Source organism: Myroides odoratimimus, from assembly GCF_004337635.1.
Lineage (GTDB): Bacteria > Bacteroidota > Bacteroidia > Flavobacteriales > Flavobacteriaceae > Flavobacterium > Flavobacterium odoratimimum.
The window spans coordinates 508,261-530,673 of record NZ_CP037427.1 but is presented as its reverse complement, the minus strand read 5'-3'; the positions used below and the strand labels follow the sequence as shown (position 1 = coordinate 530,673).

Annotated in this window: 21 protein-coding genes; 17 read left to right on the top strand and 4 right to left on the bottom strand. The window is 35.4% G+C overall.

Translation table 11 applies throughout. The features are described 5' to 3' along the window. Nucleotides 1-502 precede the first annotated feature (502 nt). From hpt to E0Z07_RS02530, 13 genes are all read left to right on the top strand, one after another. Entirely contained in the window at nucleotides 503-1,036 is a 534-nt protein-coding gene (hpt, locus tag E0Z07_RS18175; protein WP_006259520.1) for a hypoxanthine phosphoribosyltransferase, read from the top strand. Between the two features lie 30 nt (nucleotides 1,037-1,066). Beyond that, nucleotides 1,067-1,642, top strand: coding sequence for an adenylate kinase (locus E0Z07_RS18170; RefSeq protein WP_006259519.1), 576 nt, complete (start codon nucleotides 1,067-1,069; stop codon nucleotides 1,640-1,642). Between the two features lie 88 nt (nucleotides 1,643-1,730). Next, nucleotides 1,731-2,732 (top strand): GTPase ObgE, encoded by a 1,002-nt coding sequence (obgE, locus tag E0Z07_RS02580; protein WP_006266952.1) that lies wholly within the window; start codon nucleotides 1,731-1,733, stop codon nucleotides 2,730-2,732. 163 nt (nucleotides 2,733-2,895) lie between these two features. After that, nucleotides 2,896-5,202 carry a hydrogen gas-evolving membrane-bound hydrogenase subunit E gene (gene mbhE / locus E0Z07_RS02575; protein WP_131540191.1) on the top strand — a complete coding sequence of 769 codons (2,307 nt, stop codon included), beginning with the start codon at nucleotides 2,896-2,898 and terminating at the stop codon, nucleotides 5,200-5,202. After that, the gene (locus tag E0Z07_RS02570; protein WP_006259516.1) at nucleotides 5,192-5,635 is read left to right on the top strand and encodes a Na+/H+ antiporter subunit B; all 444 of its coding nucleotides are present in this window, start codon (nucleotides 5,192-5,194) and stop codon (nucleotides 5,633-5,635) included. Before mbhE ends, E0Z07_RS02570 begins: the two co-directional genes overlap by 11 nt. Before the next feature lie 11 nt (nucleotides 5,636-5,646). Beyond that, entirely contained in the window at nucleotides 5,647-6,000 is a 354-nt protein-coding gene (locus tag E0Z07_RS02565; RefSeq protein ID WP_006259515.1) for a Na+/H+ antiporter subunit C, read from the top strand. Further along, nucleotides 5,997-7,508 carry a proton-conducting transporter transmembrane domain-containing protein gene (locus E0Z07_RS02560; protein ID WP_006264730.1) on the top strand — a complete coding sequence of 504 codons (1,512 nt, stop codon included), beginning with the start codon at nucleotides 5,997-5,999 and terminating at the stop codon, nucleotides 7,506-7,508. The genes E0Z07_RS02565 and E0Z07_RS02560 overlap by 4 nt, the downstream gene beginning before the upstream one ends. A gap of 7 nt (nucleotides 7,509-7,515) precedes the next feature. After that, nucleotides 7,516-7,998, top strand: a complete 483-nt coding sequence (locus tag E0Z07_RS02555) for a Na+/H+ antiporter subunit E (RefSeq protein ID WP_006262079.1) — start codon at nucleotides 7,516-7,518, stop codon at nucleotides 7,996-7,998. After that, on the top strand, nucleotides 7,995-8,270 hold the full coding sequence (locus tag E0Z07_RS02550) for a cation:proton antiporter (protein WP_006259512.1): 276 nt from the start codon (nucleotides 7,995-7,997) through the stop codon (nucleotides 8,268-8,270). The genes E0Z07_RS02555 and E0Z07_RS02550 overlap by 4 nt, the downstream gene beginning before the upstream one ends. After that, the gene (mnhG, locus tag E0Z07_RS02545) at nucleotides 8,263-8,664 is read left to right on the top strand and encodes a monovalent cation/H(+) antiporter subunit G (RefSeq protein ID WP_131540190.1); all 402 of its coding nucleotides are present in this window, start codon (nucleotides 8,263-8,265) and stop codon (nucleotides 8,662-8,664) included. Before E0Z07_RS02550 ends, mnhG begins: the two co-directional genes overlap by 8 nt. Before the next feature lie 65 nt (nucleotides 8,665-8,729). Continuing rightward, complete coding sequence (locus E0Z07_RS02540; protein WP_131540189.1) at nucleotides 8,730-10,883, top strand: S46 family peptidase; 2,154 nt, start codon at nucleotides 8,730-8,732, stop codon at nucleotides 10,881-10,883. Between the two features lie 85 nt (nucleotides 10,884-10,968). Next, nucleotides 10,969-11,973, top strand: coding sequence for a hypothetical protein (locus E0Z07_RS02535; RefSeq protein WP_131540188.1), 1,005 nt, complete (start codon nucleotides 10,969-10,971; stop codon nucleotides 11,971-11,973). Next, nucleotides 11,933-14,254, top strand: coding sequence for a hypothetical protein (locus tag E0Z07_RS02530; RefSeq protein WP_131540187.1), 2,322 nt, complete (start codon nucleotides 11,933-11,935; stop codon nucleotides 14,252-14,254). The genes E0Z07_RS02535 and E0Z07_RS02530 overlap by 41 nt, the downstream gene beginning before the upstream one ends. Before the next feature lie 49 nt (nucleotides 14,255-14,303). Here the strand turns inward: E0Z07_RS02530 and E0Z07_RS02525 are convergent, their stop codons facing one another. After that, nucleotides 14,304-14,603 carry a hypothetical protein gene (locus E0Z07_RS02525; protein ID WP_073145607.1) on the bottom strand — a complete coding sequence of 100 codons (300 nt, stop codon included), beginning with the start codon at nucleotides 14,601-14,603 and terminating at the stop codon, nucleotides 14,304-14,306. 106 nt (nucleotides 14,604-14,709) lie between these two features. Here E0Z07_RS02525 and E0Z07_RS02520 point away from each other — a divergent pair, with 106 nt between their 5' ends. The 3 genes from E0Z07_RS02520 (at nucleotide 14,710) to E0Z07_RS02510 (ending at nucleotide 17,683) form a co-directional block, all read left to right on the top strand. After that, entirely contained in the window at nucleotides 14,710-16,071 is a 1,362-nt protein-coding gene (locus E0Z07_RS02520) for a UDP-N-acetylmuramate--L-alanine ligase (protein ID WP_131540186.1), read from the top strand. A 165-nt stretch (nucleotides 16,072-16,236) separates the two neighbouring features. After that, nucleotides 16,237-16,929, top strand: a complete 693-nt coding sequence (gene radC, locus E0Z07_RS02515) for a RadC family protein (RefSeq protein ID WP_131540185.1) — start codon at nucleotides 16,237-16,239, stop codon at nucleotides 16,927-16,929. 55 nt (nucleotides 16,930-16,984) lie between these two features. Beyond that, entirely contained in the window at nucleotides 16,985-17,683 is a 699-nt protein-coding gene (locus tag E0Z07_RS02510; RefSeq protein ID WP_131540184.1) for a YjjG family noncanonical pyrimidine nucleotidase, read from the top strand. A 14-nt stretch (nucleotides 17,684-17,697) separates the two neighbouring features. Here the strand turns inward: E0Z07_RS02510 and E0Z07_RS02505 are convergent, their stop codons facing one another. Then, nucleotides 17,698-18,975 (bottom strand): replication-associated recombination protein A, encoded by a 1,278-nt coding sequence (locus E0Z07_RS02505; RefSeq protein ID WP_131541069.1) that lies wholly within the window; start codon nucleotides 18,973-18,975, stop codon nucleotides 17,698-17,700. 737 nt (nucleotides 18,976-19,712) lie between these two features. Between E0Z07_RS02505 and E0Z07_RS02500 the strand changes: the two genes are divergently transcribed. Beyond that, nucleotides 19,713-20,456: a rhomboid family intramembrane serine protease gene (locus E0Z07_RS02500; protein ID WP_131540183.1), complete on the top strand. Its 744-nt coding sequence runs from the start codon at nucleotides 19,713-19,715 to the stop codon at nucleotides 20,454-20,456. 22 nt (nucleotides 20,457-20,478) lie between these two features. Here the strand turns inward: E0Z07_RS02500 and E0Z07_RS02495 are convergent, their stop codons facing one another. Next, nucleotides 20,479-21,525, bottom strand: a complete 1,047-nt coding sequence (locus E0Z07_RS02495; protein ID WP_131540182.1) for a hypothetical protein — start codon at nucleotides 21,523-21,525, stop codon at nucleotides 20,479-20,481. 3 nt (nucleotides 21,526-21,528) lie between these two features. Then, the gene (gene rlmB, locus E0Z07_RS02490) at nucleotides 21,529-22,263 is read right to left on the bottom strand and encodes a 23S rRNA (guanosine(2251)-2'-O)-methyltransferase RlmB (protein WP_131540181.1); all 735 of its coding nucleotides are present in this window, start codon (nucleotides 22,261-22,263) and stop codon (nucleotides 21,529-21,531) included. Nucleotides 22,264-22,413: the final 150 nt, after the last annotated feature.

The window sequence follows — 22,413 nt, the reverse complement described above, 5'->3', positions numbered from 1 at the left end:
ATTATATTCTCGTAAGAAATAGTGTGAAAAGTTTTTTAAAGAAGTGTTATTTGTATAGTTAATAAAGGAGGTTTTTGTGATTAATTTTTAGTTAATATGTTGTTTGTTTGATGATGGTTGTAGTTTTATGGGGTATTGATTGGTTATTTTTGATTTCAGTATGGTAATAAAATATTAAATAAATATTTTTTAGTTAAAAAAATTAACTTATATTTGGTAGGTTATGAGTTGTGAATTGGCTCATTAAAATTGAAATTACGTTTTAAGTAGTGAAAATAATCTCAACGATAGAACTATAAACTTTGGTTTTAGAGTTAGATTGAATTAGTTTGTTTTAGACGTAGCGTGTAATAGCGCTACGTTTTTTGTTTTTAAAAACAAATGGCCAAAAAGTAAATTATTGAGGTTTATTTTTTGGTTATTTAGGTTAAATCCTTTGCATAGAAACGAATAAACCTGTATTCTTTTTGTATATTTGCAAATTACGAACAACTTCGACACAATGGAAATACAAGTATTGGATAAAGTGTTTGTTCCTTTTATTTCTAGGGAACAGATTGATACTAGATTGCGTGAAATCGCAGAACAAATAGAAATGGATATGAACGGAGATGTTCCTGTATTTATAGGGGTTCTAAACGGTTCGTTTATGGTTATTTCTGATTTGGTGAAGCATTATAAAGGCTCATGTGAAATGAGTTTCGTTAAAATGGCTTCATATATAGGAACTCAATCAACTAATCAAGTTAATCAGTTATTAGGACTTGATATAGATGTTACTGATAGAAGAGTAGTTATTATAGAAGATATCGTAGATACTGGGAATACACTAGTAGCGTTAAAGAAATTATTTGATCAACATAAACCTAGTGAAGTACGTATATGTACGTTATGTTTAAAACCAGAGGCTTATACGAAAGATATTCATTTAGATTATGTAGCTTTTGAGATTGAGAATAAGTTTATCGTAGGATATGGAATGGACTATGATAAGTACGGTAGAAATATACCAGAGATATACCAAATTAAAGAATAAAGATTAGACTAACAGAATAAACAATAAATAATGATTGCAATAGTTTTATTTGGAAAACCAGGTGCTGGGAAAGGTACACAGGCTGAGTTTTTAAAAGAAAAGTATAATTTAACACATATCTCTACAGGAGATGTATTCCGTTTTAACTTAAAAAACGATACTGAGCTAGGTAAACAAGCTAAAGTATATATGGATCAAGGAGAACTAGTTCCGGACAGTGTTACAATTAATATGTTGGCAGAAGAGGTGAGCAAGAATATGGATAAATCAGGATTCTTATTCGATGGTTTTCCTCGTACAATCGCTCAAGCTGAAGCATTAGAAAAACTATTGAATGAGAAAGGAATCACTTTTGCAGGAACTGTAGGTTTAGAGGCTGATGATGATGTATTAGTAGCACGTATCCTAGAGAGAGGTAAGACTAGTGGTAGAGCTGATGATCAAGATGAGGCTAAGATTCGTACACGTTATACAGAGTATAATGAGAAGACAGCTCCTCTTATCGCGTTCTACGAAGCAAAAAATAAATTCTACGCTGTAGATGGAATAGGTTCTATCGAAGAAATTACAGGACGTTTAAGCAAAGTTATAGATACTTTAATATAAGGTACTTTATAACATTCGCTAAAAAATATTACATTTGCCGCCCAATTCCTATTGTATGGTGCAATAAGGACGAAAAAAATTAAAGGAAATGACTGAAGGGAATTTTGTCGATTACGTAAAGATATATGTAGCTTCTGGTAAGGGAGGTAGAGGATCTACACACTTACACAGAGAAAAGTTTATTGAAAAAGGTGGGCCTGATGGTGGTGACGGAGGTCGCGGAGGTCACGTATACATAGTCGGAAACGAAGGCTTATGGACTTTATTTCACCTTAAATTTGCACGTCATATTAAAGCAGGTCACGGTGGTGATGGGGGAAGTTCTAGAAGTACAGGGTCAGATGGAGAAGATAGAATTATCGAGGTGCCATTAGGAACTGTAGTGAAGGACAAAGAGACAGGTGAAGTATTATTCGAGATTACTGAACACGGTGAAAAGAGAATCGTAGCCGAAGGAGGTAAAGGAGGATTAGGTAACTGGCATTTTAGATCATCTACTAACCAGACTCCTAGATATGCGCAACCTGGGTTGCCTAGTGAAGAACTAGATGTGATATTAGAATTAAAAGTATTAGCTGATGTCGGATTAGTAGGATTCCCTAATGCGGGTAAATCTACATTACTATCTGTACTTACTTCAGCTAAACCAAAGATAGCGGATTATCCGTTTACAACACTGAAGCCTAACTTAGGTATCGTGTCGTATAGAGATTTTAAATCTTTTGTGATTGCAGATATTCCTGGTATTATCGAAGGAGCTGCAGAAGGGAAAGGTTTAGGTCATTACTTCTTAAGACATATCGAGAGAAACTCTACTTTGTTATTCATGGTGCCTGCGGATGCTGATGATATTAAAAAAGAGTATGACATCTTAATAGATGAGTTAAGAAGATATAATCCAGAAATGCTGGATAAAGACCGTCTTTTAGTAGTTACTAAGTGTGATATGCTAGATGATGAGTTAAAATCTGAATTAAAAGAACAGCTAGATGCTGAATTAGATGGAGTACCATATATGTTTATCTCTTCTGTGGCTCAACAAGGGCTAATGGAGTTAAAGGATAAATTATGGGAAATGTTGAATAAATAAGATTAAATTAAGGGAATTGCCTTTAATTCCCTATTGGCAGGGTGAAGGTGAGAAAAATGTGGATGTTATTTGTTGTTATACGGCAAGTTATAAGTTAAAATTTATTTTTTTTGTATATATTTACATCAAACTGAAAATATATATTTAGAGAAATAAACAAAATATGCTAACATTAATTTTTCTCACTTTTGTACTTGCTTTCGGAGTGTTATTTCTAAAGAAGTTTGTACAAACTAAATTTGTAGCATTAATATCCCTACTTCCATTTTCAATTTTTTTATATCTATTATCTTTTTTACGTTCTGTAAAAGACGGATTTAATAGTGTCCTATTTAGCACTGAATGGATTCCTTCATTAGGTATCAATTTAGACTTTAAAATAGACGGTCTATCACTTTTGTTTGGATTATTGATTTCTGGAATTGGAACATTGGTATATTTATATGCTTCTTCTTATTTAAGAGGGCATCCTCTGTTACACCGTTTTATTTGCTACCTCACTGTTTTTATGGGAGCAATGTTAGGAGTCGTTACTTCTGACAATCTAATTACCTTGTTTATTTTTTGGGAGCTTACGAGTATAAGTTCTTTCTTCTTGATTGGTTTTAATAATGAAGAAGAAGAATCTAGAACGAGTGCATTATGGGCTTTAGCCATTACAGGGTTAGGAGGATTCTTCTTACTGTCCTTTGGTGTCATAGTAGGAACTATATCCGGAACATATTCTATACACGAGTTATTAGGACAGAGTGATGTGTTAAGAGAGAGTCCTTTCTACTTATTAATTATCATTTTCTTATTCATAGCAGCTTTTACTAAGTCTGCACAATTCCCTTTTCACTTCTGGTTACCAGGAGCGATGAAGGCTCCTACACCTGTATCAGCGTATCTACACTCTGCTACGATGGTGAAGGCAGGTGTATATTTAGTAGCTAGATTCACTCCTATACTAGGAGGTAAGATGGAGTGGAACACAATCTTACTGGTAGTAGGTGGTGTGACGATGCTATTCGGCGCTTTTCACAGTGTCTTTAGAAAAGATATGAAAGGAATATTAGCTTACTCTACTATATCTGCCTTAGGACTATTAATGTTCTTGTTAGGGATAGGTACTCAGATAGCGCTATATGCTATGGCGGTATTCGTATTAGCACACGCATTGTATAAAGCAGCTTTTTTCTTGATTACAGGTATTATAGATCACGCTTTACATACCCGTGATATTAACGAGTTGGGAGGACTGCGTAAGTATTTCCCTCTGTTAAGTGTTGCAGCTGTTGTTGCCGCATTATCATGTGCAGGTATTCCTCTGACTTTTGGGTTTATTGGGAAAGAGTTGATCTATGAGAGTGGACTTCATTATATGGATGAGACTTTAGCGATAATATTAGTAGGTGCCTTATTCTTCACAAATGTGTTTTTGACGGGCTCAGGTTTCTTAATTGGTATAAAACCTTTCTTCGGTAAAGCGACTAAGAATGTCTGTATCTCTCATCAACCTGATTGGGCACTTATAGCTCCTCCTGTAGTATTAGGATTCTTTACCTTACTATTAGGAGTATTACCAGCTATAGCGTATCACGAAATCATCATAGCGACCTTTAGTGCTATTTATGGTTCTGTAGTAGAGATGCCTCTAGCGATATGGCATGGTGTAAATACTAGCCTATTATTAAGTGGATGTACGATCGTGCTGGGTACGATAGTGTATATCATCTTTAAGAGATGGAAGAACCCACTATGTGTGGTAGAGAACTTCGAGAAAGTATCTCCTAAGAATATATTCTCTATCATCGTAGAGTTCTTTAGAGTACTAGCATACCGTTATACTTGGATCTTCCATAATGGATATCTAAGATCTTATCTAGCTGTAATCATCGTTTTCTTAGTGGGACTAGTGGGATATAAGTTGTTTGCAGATGTGCCACTACGTGTGAACACGACAGGGCTGTCTGAGTTTAGAGCTTATGAGTTAGTCGTATTCTTAATTGCGGTAGTAGCAATTGTCTTTGCAATAAATACATCATCAAGATTGACAGCGATAGCTGCTACTGGAGTAGTAGGGTATTGTATCTGTTTAATATTCGTATTCTACGGCGCGCCTGATTTAGGAATGACGCAGTTCGCTATTGATACATTGACTACAGTACTATTTATTTTGGTACTGTTTAAGTTACCTCCATTCTTAAAACTAGGTAATAGGAAGATACAGTTTAGAGATGCAGTTATTTCTATTGCATTCGGTGTTTTGATTTCTATTATTACTTTACAAGCTTTAGTATCTCCAGCAGATAAGGATATCAGTAGATATTATGCAGAAAACGTATATGTGCTAGCTAAAGGTAAGAACGTGGTGAATGTTATTCTAGTTGACTTTAGAGGGTTCGATACCATGATAGAGACGATAGTATTATCTATCGCAGCATTAGGAGTATTCAGTATGTTAAAATATAGAGAAGATGAAGAATAAGACTAAGTACGATATAAAGAAGATGGACTCAACGATATTGAGGACAGCGACTAATTATTTATTGCCTCTGTTATTATTATTCTCTCTTTTTGTATTACTGAGAGGACATTATTTATCAGGAGGAGGTTTTGTTGGAGGATTGATAGCGTCTATAGCATTTGTGTTACACGCTTTTGCTTATACGACTAGAAGAACATTGAGACTGTTTCAGATTCCGCCACGTATGTTGATACCTATAGGCTTGACAATTTCTTTTATAAGTGGTTTTTTGCCTGTGATATTGGGAAGACCTTTTATGACAGGAGTATGGTTCGCAGATAATGTAGCAGTTATAGGCTCAGTGGGGACTGCCTTGTTTTTTGATATTGGAGTCTATTTAGTGGTAGTTGGTGTTGTGCTAACTATATTATTAACTATTTCAGAAAGTGAATAAAAGAGATAAGTATGGAATTACTATTAGTATTATTAGTTGGAATCTTATATTCTGCAGGTATATACTTAATCTTGCGTAGAAGCATGGTTAAGTTACTTTTAGGGTTTATGATGCTAGGTAATGGCGCCAATATATTGATCTTCTTAATGGGAGAGTTAACCAAAGGGAAAGCACCAATCATTAACGGAGAGAGTAAGCATTTTACAGATGTATATGCAGACCCAGTGCCCCAAGCACTAATCTTGACAGCCATAGTTATTAGTTTTGGGTTGACAGCTTTTGCTATTATTCTATTGAAGAAAGTACATGAGACAACAGGAACTGATGATTTAGATTCACTTAATATCCAAGATTTAGATATATGATTTCGAACTTTATATTAGCTCCTATATTAGCACATATGCTGACGGCTATTGTACTGTTGTTCTTCTGGAAGAATGTACAGGCACAGAAGACTGTGAGTGTAATAGGTAACATCATCGGCTTCTTTGTGAGTTTGAGGTTGTTTACCCTAATATGGGAAAATGGAAATATGACTTTACAAATGGGAGGCTGGGAAGCACCATTTGGAATTACCTTCGTAGGTGATATGTTGAGCGCTACGATGGTGATGCTTACTGCTATAGTGTCATTAGCTGTAGGTATATACTCAACGGCTGCGACTAATATTAGCCGTATACGATATGGACACTTCTTTATCTATCACTTCCTAATTATGGGGTTGATGGGAGCCTTTTTGACAGGAGATATATTTAATCTTTATGTGTGGTTTGAAGTAGTGATTATTTCTTCTTTTGTTTTATTGACATTAGGAGGAAAAAAGAGACAGATGGAAGGTGCTGTGAAGTATGTAACAATGAATATGTTAGCTTCGGTAATCTTCTTAACAGCCATCGGGATTCTATATGGAATAACAGGTAGTTTGAATATTGCAGACCTACCTGAACATGTAGCAGCAGTGGAGAATAGAGGATTAGTAACAGTAACCGCATTGTTGTTCTTTGTTGGTTTTGGTATTAAGTCAGCAGTGTTCCCAATGTACTTCTGGTTGCCATCGTCTTATCATACACCACCATCAGCTATCGGTGCTGTGTTTGGAGGATTGTTGACTAAGATGGGAGTGTATTCTATGATAAGAGTATTCACAGTAGTATTCGAACCTGATGATTTTGTATTACAAGTATTTATAGTTATTGCTATTCTTACCATGATAAGTGGAGCACTAGGGGTGATCAATAAGCGTAATATTAGAAGAATATTATCTTACTTTATTGTTTGTCATATAGGGTATCTGATAGCAGGTATTGGTATCTATACAGAGCTAGCTTTTGTAGGAGTAGTGTTCTATCTAATCCACGATGTTATTGTGAAGAGTAACTTCTTTATGATGAGTGGTCTGATACAAAAGATACGTGTAACGCAAGACATTTATCGATTAGGAGGGTTCTATAAGGATTACCCTAAGTTGTCTATCGTCTTTGCGATTATCCTATTCTCTCTAGCAGGTATACCACCGTTGTCTGGGTTCTGGCCAAAGATTCTTTTGTTTCAGGAGGCCTTTAAGCAGGAGAGTTATGTGTTATTAGGTACCTTGATATTTGCGAGCTTTATTACTTTATTTATTGTAGCTCGTATTTGGTCAGAAGTGTTTTGGAAAGATTTGCCAAAGCCGAATGCGGAAGAGGTAGACTATTTCGCACCGTTCCATACTAGAGGTAAAATAGCTTTAGTATTACCAGTTATTGGATTAGCTGTAGTATCTCTGTTGATTGGGTTTAATGCTTCTTTTGTATTTAAAGTAGCAGAACGTGTAGCATACGAACTAATGAATCCGTCAATCTATATAGAATCAGTAATGCATCATTTAAAATAAGCAGATTATGTTGAAGTATTTTTTACTTAATTTATTATTGACATTTGTCTGGGTTGCTTTAACAGGACAGTTAAATTATTCTAACTTCATCTTTGGAGGTGCGGCAGGATTCTTTATTTTATGGATGTTAACAAGACGATCTAAGCAAGCAGATAAGGAATACTTTTATCGTGTACCGAAGATTATGATCTTTATTCTCTATTTTATTTATGATATGATGGAGGCTAACTTACGTGTGGCGATAGATGTAATGACACCTAATTATCATACGACACCTGGTATCATTAAGTACAATCTAGATGCTAAGACAGATTTTGAGATTACGATGTTGACCAATATCATTGCCTTAACTCCAGGTACTATGGTGATCGATATTGCGGAAGATAAAAGTTATGTTTATATACATACTATGTATTTGAGAGATAAACACAAGTTTATTAAAAATATGAAAGAGAGAACAGAAACTAAACTATTAGAGATATTGCGATGACAGTAGAAGATTATTTAATATATGTAATAATGCCTATCATTAGCTTGTCTTTAATCTTCATATTTATAAGATTTCTAAAAGGACCAAGTGTATCGGATAGGGTAGTTGCTCTTGACTTATTGATTACAGTAGGGGTTGGGGTTATCGGGGTGTTTAGCTTGATTGCTAATGACCCAATATTCTTAGACGTAGCAATGATATTGGCATTAATAGCATTCTTGAGTACAGTGGCTTTTGCCTATTATTTATTAAAAAGGAATAGAGATGATTGATATTTTTATAATGATATTAAGTACTATAGGAGCGGTATTCGTATTGATTGCTTCTATTGGGATCGTACGTATGCCTGACTTTTATACAAGACTATCTATTACGATTAAGGCAGCGACTTTAGGTATAGGTTGTATTCTTACAGCAGCAGCTATTCATTTTGCTGAGTTTTCGACAACGACTAAAGTGTTAGCTATTATCTTTTTCTTGTTTATTACGTCACCAGTAGCTGCATTCTTAATCGCAAGAACGGCTTATATTACAGGGATAAAGTTATGGGATAAGTCTGTAGTAGATGAGTTACAGAATCGATATGATAACCATAATAATATTCCTTTAGACGCTTGTAGAGAGGAAAAGTTAACATCTGATAAGCAATCACCAGGCAAAGAATAATTACAACAATTGAGGAAGATTTATAGAATTAAATTTATCTTCGCATTTCTAACATACTAATTAATATGAAAAAAATCGTTTTATTTTTAACTGCATTCATATTAGCGATACCTACGACGGTAAAGGCTGATGAAGGGATGTGGTTCTTAATGTTCATAGAGCGTTTAAACCAGCGCGATATGGAGAAGATGGGACTACAGTTGACATCTGAAGAAATATATAGTATCAATAATCATTCGTTGAAAGATGCTATTATACAATTTGATGGAGGATGTACAGCAGAGATTGTATCTAATCAAGGTTTGGTATTGACTAACCACCACTGTGGATATGATAAAATAGCTAAATTATCTACACCAGAAGACGATATCTTAACGAATGGATTCTGGGCAAAAGACAAAGCTAGTGAGAGAGCTGCTAAAGGGCTTTCTGTTCGTTTCTTTGTAAGAATGGACAATGTAACAAAGCGTATCTTAAGCGTTGTTAATGATAAGATGTCTGAAGTTGAAAGAGAGAAAGCAATCAACCAAGAGATCGCTAAGATTCAAAAAGAGAATGATGGTGATGGAAAATATACTGTTTCTGTAAAATCATTCTTCCAAGGTAACGAGTTCTACTATTTTGTATACCAAGATTACAATGATGTTCGTTTAGTAGGAACCCCTCCTAACAGCATTGGTAAGTTCGGAGGTGATACTGATAACTGGGAATGGCCACGTCATACAGGTGACTTCTCTTTATTCCGTGTGTACACTGATAAAGATGGTAACCCTGCAGAGTATTCTGCTGATAATGTACCAATGGTTCCTAAACACCACTTACCAGTATCTATCACAGGTATTAAAGAAGGTGACTTCTCTATGATATTAGGATATCCAGGTAGAACTAATAGATGGATGCCTGCACAAGGAGTAGAGCAAAATATTAAGTTCGCTTATCCAGCTTGGGTTGAAGGATCTAAGTTAGGGATGGATGTAATGAAGAAATACATGGCTACAAACGATGCAGTACGTCTTAACTATGCATCTAAATATGCAGGTGTAGCTAACTACTGGAAGAACCGTCAAGGTATGATTGATGCATTGACTCAACATCAGACTGTAGCAACTAAAACAAAAGCTGAAAAAGATTTCCATAAATGGGCTTCTAAAAAAGAGAACGCTGCTAAATACGGAAATGTAATAGCTGATATTAATGCTTGGTACAAAGCGACTAATGAGAAGTCTCGTCATGATAATTACTTAATGACAATGTTGCGTACTTCTAATTTAGTAGCTGCACCATATCGTTTAGCTGGAGGTATGGAAGCATATGCTGCTGGTGATGATAAGAAACGTGCTGAGATGTTACCTGAGTTTAAAGAGTACATTAAGAGTATCTATGGTAGTACTTATGAGCCATTAGAAAGAGAAATGTTAGCTAAACAATTAGCTCTTTATGCAACTAAATCTACAGGATATGCAATTGCTCCTTATGTAGCAGAAATCAACAAAGAATACAATGGTGATTTTGAAAAGTATGTAGATGAGATTTTTGAAAAGAGTGTGTTTGCTAACCAAGAAGCTATCGATGCTTTCTTAGCAGATCCTAAAGGAGTGACTATTTCTCGTGATCCTATGTTGAAGTTATCTGTAGCTATCATGGATCATTATAGAGCTATGCCTGATAATGTAACTGCATTAGAAGATAGGTTCCAAAAAGCATATAGATTGTTTGTAGATGGAGTACAAAAAAGTAATCCTACAGGTAAGTACTATCCAGATGCAAACTCTACTTTACGCTTAACTTATGGTACTGTAAAAGACCTACCAAGAGGAAATAAAGTAAATGATGCTGCAGAGAACTGGTTTACTACTTTAAAAGGTACAGTTGCTAAACATAAAGTTGGTGATGAAGAGTTCGAAGCACCACAAAAACTAATCGACTTATATAATAAGAAAGATTATGGTGTGTATGCTGATAAAGCAGGACATATGCCTGTAAACTTCTTGACTAACCATGATATCACGGGAGGTAACTCAGGTTCTCCAGTATTAAATGGAAAAGGAGAATTAATCGGACTTGCGTTTGATGGTAATATCGAAGCTATGGCAGGAGACGTTATTTATGACCCTAAATTACAACGTACAATTAACGTAGATATTCGTTACGTACTATTCATTATAGATAAGTTCGCTGACGCTAAACATATTGTAGACGAGATGACTATTGTAAAATAGTTCGTTTAGTTAAAATTCACAAAACGCCTAAATTATTTAGGCGTTTTTTTTTGTGCATAAATGTTTCCTGAATTAAGTTTACATCATGAAAAGGTATGTGTTATTTATCTGTTTAATATTCTTGGTTAGTTGTGTCTCTAAGGGAGATAAGGACTTGCAGACGAAGTTGTCTTTTTACTATTGGAGAACTAACTTTCAGTTAGACTCACTAGAAAGTACTACGCTTAAAGAGTTAGAAGTGGACAAGCTTTATATTCGCTATTTTGATATTGGACTACAAGGAGACTCTCCTATACCTATACGACCTATACTGTTTAAAGACTCTATCCCTGATGTAGAGATTGTTCCTGTTGTATACATAAAGAATGAAGTCTTAGTGAATAGTAAGGTAGATAGAGAATTGTCAAAAAAGATAATAGACTATATCAATCAGATTAATAAACACAACCATATACAGATAAGCGAGATACAACTAGACTGTGATTGGAGCTTAAAGAGTAAGGATTCTTTTTTTGAATTAATAGAGTCGATTAAGAAAGCCAGCCAGTGGAAGGTGTCATCTACGATTAGACTACACCAAGTGAAGTACGCTGCTAAGACCGGAATACCTAAAGTAGACTATGGTGTACTGATGTACTATAATATGGGAACTATCTCAGCAGATTCTTTAAACTCTATTTACGACCGTAATATAGGGAGCAAATATATAGGTGCATTGGCCGATTATCCTTTAGAACTGAAGTATGCTTTTCCTATTTATTCATGGGTAGTACATACTAGAGCTAATAAAGTAGTTCGCTTGATCAGTAGAGTTCGTACAGATGAAGTGGATAAAATAAGTGCTTTTAAAAGAATAGACGAGACTAGATATAGTGTGACAAAAGAAGGAATGTATTTTGGACAATTGTTTTTAGTGGGCGACCAGATAAAAGTAGAAACGACTACTAGTGCACAGTTGTTAGAGATGAAAAAAGACTTAGAGAAGGCAAGTGGGAAGTGCCCCTCTGAAATTATACTATATGATTTAAATTCAAGAAATATCCCTTATTATGAAAAAGAAGTTTGGAAAAAGATTGTTGTATGCGAGTAGCTTGTCACTGCTGTTAGGAGCTGGTGTATACTCATACGGATGTGCTGATGGGTGGTGGAGTTATTCCTCTGTTTCAAGTTTTACACCAGAAGCATTTGTAGATAACTCATATAAGCCTTTGTTTTTTGCACCTTATGAGAAGTTCTATGATGGTGCATACATGTATAACGCAGGTATGTATAATGAGGATATTGTTAAGGAGTGGACACAATATTTAGGGAATACTGTACCAGCGGATGTAGTGAAGGAATGTTTAGTGTCTAATGAGTTTGAGATAGACACGATGTATACTATATATAGCGAACTGCGAAAAGGAAAGAAACGAAGTAGTATCTATGACTTAGACTTAAAGAATAAGAAAGTAGAGAACTTTATTAACTTTCTAAACTTTGCCAAAACAGTAGAACAATATTCAGCTCAAGAGTTCGAGTATTGGAACTATGAGCAACAAGTCAAAGAGCAATTGCCAACAGACTATGCTAATAAAGTACAGAGCTTCTATGAGAAGATGGATAAGAAGGATACTTTTTTTGCTAATAGAATGTGGTTTCAGGTGATGAAAGCTAAGTTCTACTCAGTAGATAAGAGTAGTGTGATTGCTTATTTCGACTCTACAGCGAGTAGTCAACCTCAGAATACACTGTATTATAGAGCGATGTCTTATGTAGCAGGGGCGTATTATGAACAAGCTAATTTTGCGAAGTCAAACCTATTATATGCTACTGTTTTTGATAGAGAACCTTCTATGCGTCAAGTAGCCTTGTATAACTTTAAGCCTCTTGATAAAGTTGCCATTACAAAAATAGTGGAGAATACAGAAGATAGAGATGTGAAAGCAGCGATATGGTCTATAATGGGATACTATGATGACCTTGGTGAATCTATGAAGCGTGCCTATGAGGTTAACCCGAAGAGCCCGCATATAGATTACATCTTGACGAGATGGGTGAACATGCAAGAGCAGGAAGTGAATGTATTTGCAGAAAGTAGTTTTAAATCTCGTGATGAGTATTTCAAGGCGATTAAGAAGAAGATAGATCAGAATACACTGAAGTGGATAAAGTCTGTCGCGGATAAACCACAAGAAGTTGCTAATCCAGTGTTGTGGAAGTTAGCAGCAGGGTATATGGATATCTTCCAAGGAGAGTACAAGAGTGCCACTAAGCAAATAGAGGAAGCAAGTGATTATTCTAAAAAAGGAGATAAATTATTAGCAGAGCAAATCAGATTATTTGCCTTGATTAATACAGTGTCTCAAGTCAAAAAATTAGATAAGAGTACAGAAGAAAAACTATTGCCAGAACTGAAATGGGTTTATACAGAGCTAGTGAAGAATGGCTATAGTGATCCTTTTAGATATGAGTACGCAGCAGGTTGGATTAGACAGTTTTTATCAGCTACTTATAAAGAGCAAGGCAATGCTATCATGGCAGAGATATTAAACTCTCAAGGTGTAGCTTTTTATAAAGATAAGAAGCAATCTAGTGCTATGGAGAGTTTCTTGTTAAAAACGAATCATTCAGAGATAGAAAAGTTGTTTACATCTTTATATCAATATAATCTTAGTGATATTTATGAGAGTAGAGCGATTCATTTGTTTTATGAAGATAAGATAGATGAAGCTATTGTAGAGATGAAGAAGGCAGAACCTATCAAGAAGAAGAATACCTATGATGATGAGTACACGGTGTTGATGTATAACACAGCTACTCTTTTAGGTAATCCATTTAACGGAAAGATCAAGGACTGTAACGATTGTGATCATGCAGCTAAGCAGACTACGGTATATACGAAGCTATCATTCTTAGAGAAACTAAGAGATATGAAGGCAAATATTGCTAATGGTAAAGATGTATTTAGCAATGCACTTTTAGTAGGTAATGCTTATTATAATGCTACATATTTTGGTAATGCACGCGTATTGTATTATAACAGTATTTGGGATGAGTATGGCAGTAATAGTATCAGTATGGAGAATAAATCTAGCATCTTGAATATGAATAATGCTAGAAAGTACTATACGATAGCTAAGCAATATGCGACTACAAAAGAAGAAAAAGCAAAGCTAGCTTACTTCGATGCTAAGCTTGAGCGAAATGAATTCTATGTACAGACCTATCATAATAAGGATTATTATATGGGAGCATGGGGTGATGATGTCATGTTTAAGAAGTGGAATGGCTTCTCAGAATTAGCTGCTAAGTATAGTGATACAAAATATTACCAAGAAGTAATTAAAGAATGTGGTTACTTCAGAAAGTATTTAGGACTGAATTATTAAGAATGAAAAAAGCTCAAGGTCACTTGAGCTTTTTATATTTATAAAGTATCTATTTATTGATATAGATGAGTAGTACCGATGTAGTGCCTATAGAGATTACTAGTGGAAACAGTGAAATAATAATAGCAACTAAGGGCATAGTAGTACTGACAAGAGCTTTTTTAGCTCTTCGATAGGCTGCGATTCCGAAGGCAAGACCAATAAGGCTAAAAAAGATAGAGATAAAATTGACAAAAGGAATCCAACAGATAAAGAATGCAATAACCGAACATACAAAGGAGATAATGTAGTAAACAAGACTCGTATCTCTGTTGTTGTTTATTTCGTAATAGGATTTATCATGTTGCATGGTATATTAGCTAAAAATTGAATGTAATATAAAGAAAAAGAATTTCATATTGTTATTTAAATTGTAATTTTACAACTAGTAGAATTGACAGTAAAAAACTTATATAATGCGTATACATTTTATCGCAATCGGAGGAAGTGCAATGCACAATTTGGCATTAGCCTTACATGCAAAAGGAGATATTGTAACAGGTAGTGATGACACTATATTTGAACCTTCTAAGTCTAGATTAGAAGCTAAGGGATTATTACCAAAAGAAGAAGGGTGGTTCCCAGAGAAGATAACAGAAGAGATAGACGTTATTATTCTAGGGATGCATGCTAAGGGGGATAACCCAGAATTGCTAAAAGCAAAAGAATTAGGACTGACTATTTATTCTTACCCTGAGTTTATCTACGAACATTCTAAGAATAAAACACGTGTAGTGATAAGTGGGTCTCATGGTAAGACTACCATTACTTCTATGATATTACATGTGATGCATTATCATAATGTAGAAGTAGATTATCTAGTAGGGGCACAGTTAGAAGGCTTCGATAGAATGGTAAACCTTACTTCAGATAATGAATTTATGTTAATAGAAGGTGATGAATACCTATCATCAGCATTAGATCTTCGTCCTAAGTTTCATATCTACCAGCCGAATATCGCCTTGTTAAGTGGTATCGCATGGGATCATATCAATGTATTCCCAACTTTTGAAAACTATGTAGAGCAGTTTAAGATTTTTATTGGAAAGTTAGTGAATGGTGGAATCTTAGTCTATAACGAAGAAGACGCTGTGGTAAACCAACTAGTAGAAGAAGCTACTAATCCGATTAGAAAGATACCTTATACTACACCTTCTTATACTATCGAGAATGAGCAGACCTATTTAGATACGAATGACGGGCCTATGCCGTTAGAGGTTTTTGGTAAGCACAACCTTAGTAATATAAGTGGAGCGAAGTGGATCTGTCAGAATATGGGGATAGATGAAGAAGATTTCTACGAAGCTATCGCATCATTTAAAGGAGCATCTAAGAGATTAGAGAAGTTAGTAGAGACAGAACAGACAGTAATCTATAAAGACTTTGCACATTCACCGAGTAAAGTGATCGCTACAACAGAAGCAGTGAAGGCACAGTACCCTAATAAGAAAGTAATCGCATGTCTAGAACTACATACATATAGTAGCCTTAACTCGGCTTTCTTATCACAGTATGAAGGTGCGTTAGCTAAGGCAGACGAAGCAGTGGTATTCTATTCTTTAGATGCGCTTAAGATTAAGAATATGCCAGAGATCTCTCAAGAGCAAATGCAAACGGCATTTAATAGACCAGGGTTAGCTACGTATACTAACGCTGCTGATTTTAAACAATATTTAGAGCAATTAGACTTAAGCAATGCTGTATTGTTATTCATGAGTTCAGGTAACTATGGTGGATTAGATATGCAAGCTTTTAGTGAGAAAGTAAAGAATAAATAGACGGCATACGTTATTATTATAATACTATTAAAGAGGTTATCAAGTACAGCTGTATTTGATAACCTTTTTTTGTTTGAATACTGACTGTTTTTTAATACAAACTTTATATAGAATAACTTCATTAGGTTTAGTTTTTGTACGATAGAATAGTATAAAACAATGACTATGGAACACCAAAAGATCACGATCAAACAATGGGCAGAAGATGATAGACCTAGAGAAAAGCTAATGCTGAAGGGAAAGACTTCCTTAAGTGACGCCGAACTATTAGCTATACTCATAGGATCAGGGCATAGAGAGGAGTCTGCAGTAGAGCTGTGTAAGCGTATATTAGCGATGTATAACAATAATCTAAGCGTATTAGCGAGACAGAGTATCTCTAAGCTCACTGCGTTTAAAGGAATAGGAGAAGCGAAAGCTATTGCGATTATTGCGGCTTTAGAGATAGGGCAGAGAAGGAGATTAAGTGAGCGTATAGAAGAACCTATCATCACTACTAGCAGTGATGTGTTTGAACTAATTAATCCTATCATTGGTGATCTAGAGCATGAAGAGTTCTGGGTACTCTATCTGAATAATTCTAATAAGGTGAAGTATAAAGCTCCATTGAGCAAGGGAGGAATCACAGGTACTGTAGTAGATATAAGACTGTTATTTCAGACAGCACTAGAGCAGAAGGCTGTCGGGATAATCTTAACGCATAATCACCCTAGTGGTAAGGTCAAGCCAAGTGATGCAGATATACAGATCACTAAGAAGATTAAAGAAGCTGGGCGTATTATGGACATACAGTTACTAGATCATTTGATTATTACGGAATACAGTTATTATAGCTTTGCAGATGAGAGTATTTTATAAGTAGATTTAGTTCTAAAATACCTACTTTTGTAATTCAAACAAAAGATTATAAAAAATGGGAGTAAAAAGCTTAACAAGTAAGACAGATATCTTTTTTGATTTAGACCATACCTTATGGGATTTTGAGAAGAACTCTGCTTTAGCTTTTAATGATGTTATTGAAGAATTAAAATTACCTTTTAGTACAGAGGCTTTTCTGAGTCACTATGTTGCGATTAATAATGAGTATTGGGACAAGTATAGTCTAAATCAGGTAAGTAAAGAAGAGCTTAGAATAGGGAGAATCAGAGATACCTTTGCTAAGTTAGGGTATCAGTCTACTACAGAAGAGATGTTACTATTAGGGGATAATTATCTAAAGGCTATGCCTAATCATAATTATTTATTTGATGGTGCGATAGAAGTACTTGACTATTTACAAGATAAGTATAAACTTCATATTATTACCAACGGTTTTAATGAAGTACAAGGCAAAAAGTTAGATCGATCAGGAATATCAGATTATTTTCAGACAGTGACTAATTCTGAAATGGCTGGAGTGAGTAAGCCAAATCCTGAGATATTTAATTACGCTTTAGATAAAGCAAAGGCAGGGGTGAAAGACTCTGTGATGATAGGTGATAACTTCTTAGCGGATATAGAAGGAGCGCTAGGCGTAGGAATGGATGCAATCTACTACAGCCAATCAAAAGAAAAAGTAACACCTCAGATCTATCACGTACAGAAATTAATAGAACTAAAAGACCTGCTATAAGCAGGTCTTTCTATTTAATAGTTGTATTTAAATTGCCATCTGTTGCGTAAGAACTCTCGAGTGCTATTCTCTCTATTGTTTACACCAGGCTCATAGAGTACAGTGCCCTCTAGTTCGTCTGGTAGGAACTCTTGTTCTACGAAGTTATTTGTATAGTCATGAGAGTATAAGTACTCTTTGCCATACCCTAGTTCTTTCATTAGTTTAGTAGGTGCATTCCTTAAGTGTATAGGTACAGATAAGTCACCTGTTTGTTTGACGAGTTGTTGTGCTTTGCCTATCGCTAGATAGGTAGAGTTACTCTTAGGGGATGTAGCTAGATAGATAGCACACTGACTAAGTAGTATTCTACTCTCAGGGTATCCTATGACAGACACAGCCTGGAAGGTATTGTTTGCCATAATGAGTGCAGTCGGATTAGCATTCCCGATATCTTCTGATGCAGCTATAAGTAATCTTCGTGCGATGAACTTCACATCTTCACCACCCTCTATCATTCTTGCCAACCAATATACAGCCCCATTAGGGTCACTACCTCTGATAGACTTGATAAAAGCAGATACGATATCATAGTGCTGCTCACCAGTCTTATCATATAGTACAGTATTCTTTTGTACTACTTGCATTACGCGTTCATTGGTGATTTCTATCTCGTCATCATGAGTAGCATTGATGATAAGCTCGAAGGTGTTTAGTAGCTTACGACCATCTCCACCTGATATTCTAAATAGAGCTTCTGTCTCTGTCAGGGTTATCTTTTTCTTTTTTAAGAATAGATCTTTATTCATAGCGCGCTCTAGGAGGTGCTGTAGGTCTTCTTTTGTAAACGCATTAAGTGTGTAGACCTGACATCTAGAGAGGAGAGCAGGGATAACTTCGAAGCTCGGATTCTCTGTTGTAGCACCGATTAGCGTGACCCAGCCACGCTCTACTGCAGCTAGTAGAGAGTCTTGTTGAGATTTACTAAAGCGGTGTATCTCATCGATGAATAGGATAGGGTTCCTAGCAGTGAATAGACCACTGTTAGACTTTGCCTTCTCGATTACTTCTCTGATATCTTTAACCCCTGAGTTAATTGCGCTCAATACATAGAAGAGTCTCTCGCTTTCTTTTGCGATAATCTCTGCCAGAGTAGTTTTGCCTGTACCTGGAGGTCCCCAAAAGATTAAGGATGGGATAAACCCAACTTTTAACTGATTCGTTAAGATACCATTCTCTCCCACGAGGTGTTCTTGACTGACATAGTCACTCAGTGTATGTGGGCGTACTCGTTCTGCTAAAGGTGCTTCCATTATCGTAATTAAATCTCTTCTCACAAAAATACAATCTCTTTTTTAGATAACGATGTTTTTCAGTAATGGAATGTTTAAGGCGCAGTAGTTATTGATTAGAGCATGAATATCTGTGCATAAGCTAATGTTGATGTTTATTCTTACTTGAAGGAGAATGCGGGGAGTATAGAAGAAGTATTCTTGGACAAAGGGCTTCTCTAGTCCAGTATTCATTGCTTATTGTCCTATTATTGTCCAAGGAATTCAAATTAAGAGCCTATTTTACTAGGCTGGCGGTATGTTTTCAATATTTTGTTTTTTAAGGGGTGTTGTGTAATTGGTTGATATTTAGTCTTTTGTTTGTTTTGTTGAATAAAAAAAATGATTTGTTTTTTTACTGATTTAGGGATTATGGACTTGTTTTGGACCTTTTTTCAAAAAAAAAGAGGTAATGATATTGTTTATTGTTCTTTTTTAGACCTGAATTTGTGATTATAAATAAAAAAGTGAATTGCTTTTTTTAGATGATAGTTACTAAATAGAGATACTTTTGAGGAGGGTGATACTCGTCTCAATGCTAAAATGGTGTGAATGAAAAAACAATTCGTTATAAAATGAGTTATATTTAACCTATATAAAATTTGAGTACTATGTATAATAGCCTTTCATTACAAGGGGTGTTTATGGATAGATTTTGTATAGGGAATAAATATGCACCTTATATAATAAGATGTACTTAAGGAGAAAGGAATGAATATATGAGTAAAGAGAAATTACCTCCATTATCTATTAATCTAATTTTACTACCCTTATTCGTCGTTGTACTGATATGGGGAGTGTATTGGATGGATTGGAATAATTTTTATGAGTTACACGAGTATGGCGTATTGCCGAGAACGGTAGTGGGGTTAAGGGGAATTGTGTTTAGTCCTTTTATACATGGTGGGATAAAGCATTTGTATAATAACTCTATAGCCCTCTTTGCACTGCTATTAATGTTGCAGTATTTTTATAAGAAACAAGCGTTGGTGGTACTGATCTTAGGGATTCTGCTATCAGGTTTCGGTACATGGTTGATAGGTAGAGATAGTTATCATATCGGAGCTAGTGGATTAGTCTATGTGCTAGTGAGCTTTATGTTCTTTAAGGGAGTACAGACGCGATATTATAGACTGATGGCATTATCGCTAGTTATCGTAGTGCTATATGGTGGTACGGTGTGGTATATGTTTCCCCATGTAGAGAGCGGTATTTCGTGGGAAGGACATTTGAGTGGTTTTTTGACAGGATTGATTCTTAGTTTTGTAGTTTCTTCTCCTGAGCATATAGAGCAGGGGTATAAGTATGAGTGGCAAGACCCTAACTTTGATCCTCAGTCAGACCCCTTTATGAGGTGCTTCGATGAGCATGGCAACTTTATTATCATACCGAAACAAAAGAAGAGTAAAGATCCTTATAGAAAGACACTACCAGTACTGATCTCTCAGTATCAAATCAGATAACGATATAAACTATAAAAGCACCTTAGAAGGTGCTTTTATAGTTTTTGACTACGAAGTCTATTGCTGTTTCGAGTATCTCTCCCATATTTTTACAATATTTGAAAGACTTCTCATGAGTTAATTTGTGTAAGGACGTTTTTAACTCTTCTACATGTTCTGGAGTAGAGACTGTATCCTGTATCATCACGTGGATCAGTTCGTCTAGTCTCTCTTTGTTACTCAGTACTCTTCTTACAATCACAGACCTCACTTCTCGTCGATACTGTTCTATCGAAGTATGTTTTAGTTTCTCTAATACCATCTTCACGATAGTATAGTTCTCTTTAAAGAACTGAGGAAGGTAGAACTTGAGGTTACCTTCATAGTTCTGCTGATCGAAGTCGATAGCTCTGATTCTATAGACTACCTGATCGAAGTCATGAGTAGGTATAATGACGAAATTATAAGATCTCATATCACCCAGTAGACCGATCATACAGCGTTCATTAAACTTGACAAACTCTTTAGCGATCTGTGATTTTTCACTTTCAGTACATTTAGGTAGGTGATTTGTGATAAATACATCAGCAGGTATACCTAATATGTGTTCTTCTATTAAGGTGTCATTGTGTACGAGATAGTTCATCGTATTCGGAGACAGCATCTCTTCTAGTTCTAATCCGTATATGCGTGAGGCATCGGCTCTCTTTACATAGAAGTTGGTGATGTTGTCATTGAGTATATTTCGAACTTTCACTCGGAATGGTTTAGAATTACCAAACGAACAAAAGTCAATATGATCAATAGTTAGATACTGTAGTGTCTCGATGTCACCATCAGAGTGAAGTAAGGTATATATCTTAGTAAGGCTAGCTTCTATCTCTTTATACTCGAACTCTGGATAATATACACGTAACCACAGTGTATCATTACCGTTACTGTCCTCGATATTGATATAACCACTGAATCGCAATAAGTCATCATAGATCACACTAGTCTTAGTAGTGCGCTTATACTTGGTTAAGTATGCCATGAACTCATCGCTAACAGGGTAGTTAGGCTTCTTTAATAATACCTTTACGTCTTTCAAATCTTATCTTCTTTGTCTGATTGTTTCGTATAAAAATGCTCCACAAGCTACAGATACGTTTAGTGAATCTATTGTGCTAAACATCGGTAACTTTGCTTTCTCGTCTATGATTTTAAGTACAGATGGGTTGATACCTTTATCTTCACTTCCCATAATGATCGTTACAGGTACATTTAGATCTACATCATAGATTTCTTTTTCTGCTTTCTCTGTTGCACCTAGTGTTATTACACCAGACCCCTGTAGATAGAATACAGCATCCTTAATATGATCTACTTTACAGATAGGAATATTAAATACAGCACCCGCAGATGTTTTTACAGTATCTCCGTTTACTGGAGCAGCTCCATTCTTAGATATGATGATACCATCTGCACCACAGCATACAGCAGTACGTATAATAGCACCGAAGTTACGAGCGTCTGATATCTGATCAAGGATAACGAAAAGAGGTTTCTCTTTTTTCTCTAATACACCTTCTACTAGTACTTCTAATGAAGTAAAAGAGATAGGGGAGATATTCGCTACAGCTCCTTGATGGTTTTTATTAGTTAGTTTATTTAGTTTCTCGATAGGTACATAAGAGAAGTTTACGTTGTTCTTCTTTAGTGTCTTAAGAAGAGAACTCATTAACTCTCCAGAAGCTTCTTTCTGTATGAATACCTTATCTATATCTTTTCCTGCTTCTATGGCTTCGATGATTGCACGAATACCAAATATCTGATTGTCCTGTTCCATGGGGCAAAGTTACTTATAATATAATTTAAAAAAACGTGCAAAGATAGATTTTAAGTATTTGAGTTTAGTGGTATTTATAAAAATATTAGGTAGTATATACTATAATATATAATAGGAGATATGTTATTGAGTCTTAAAGCTGTAAAGTGA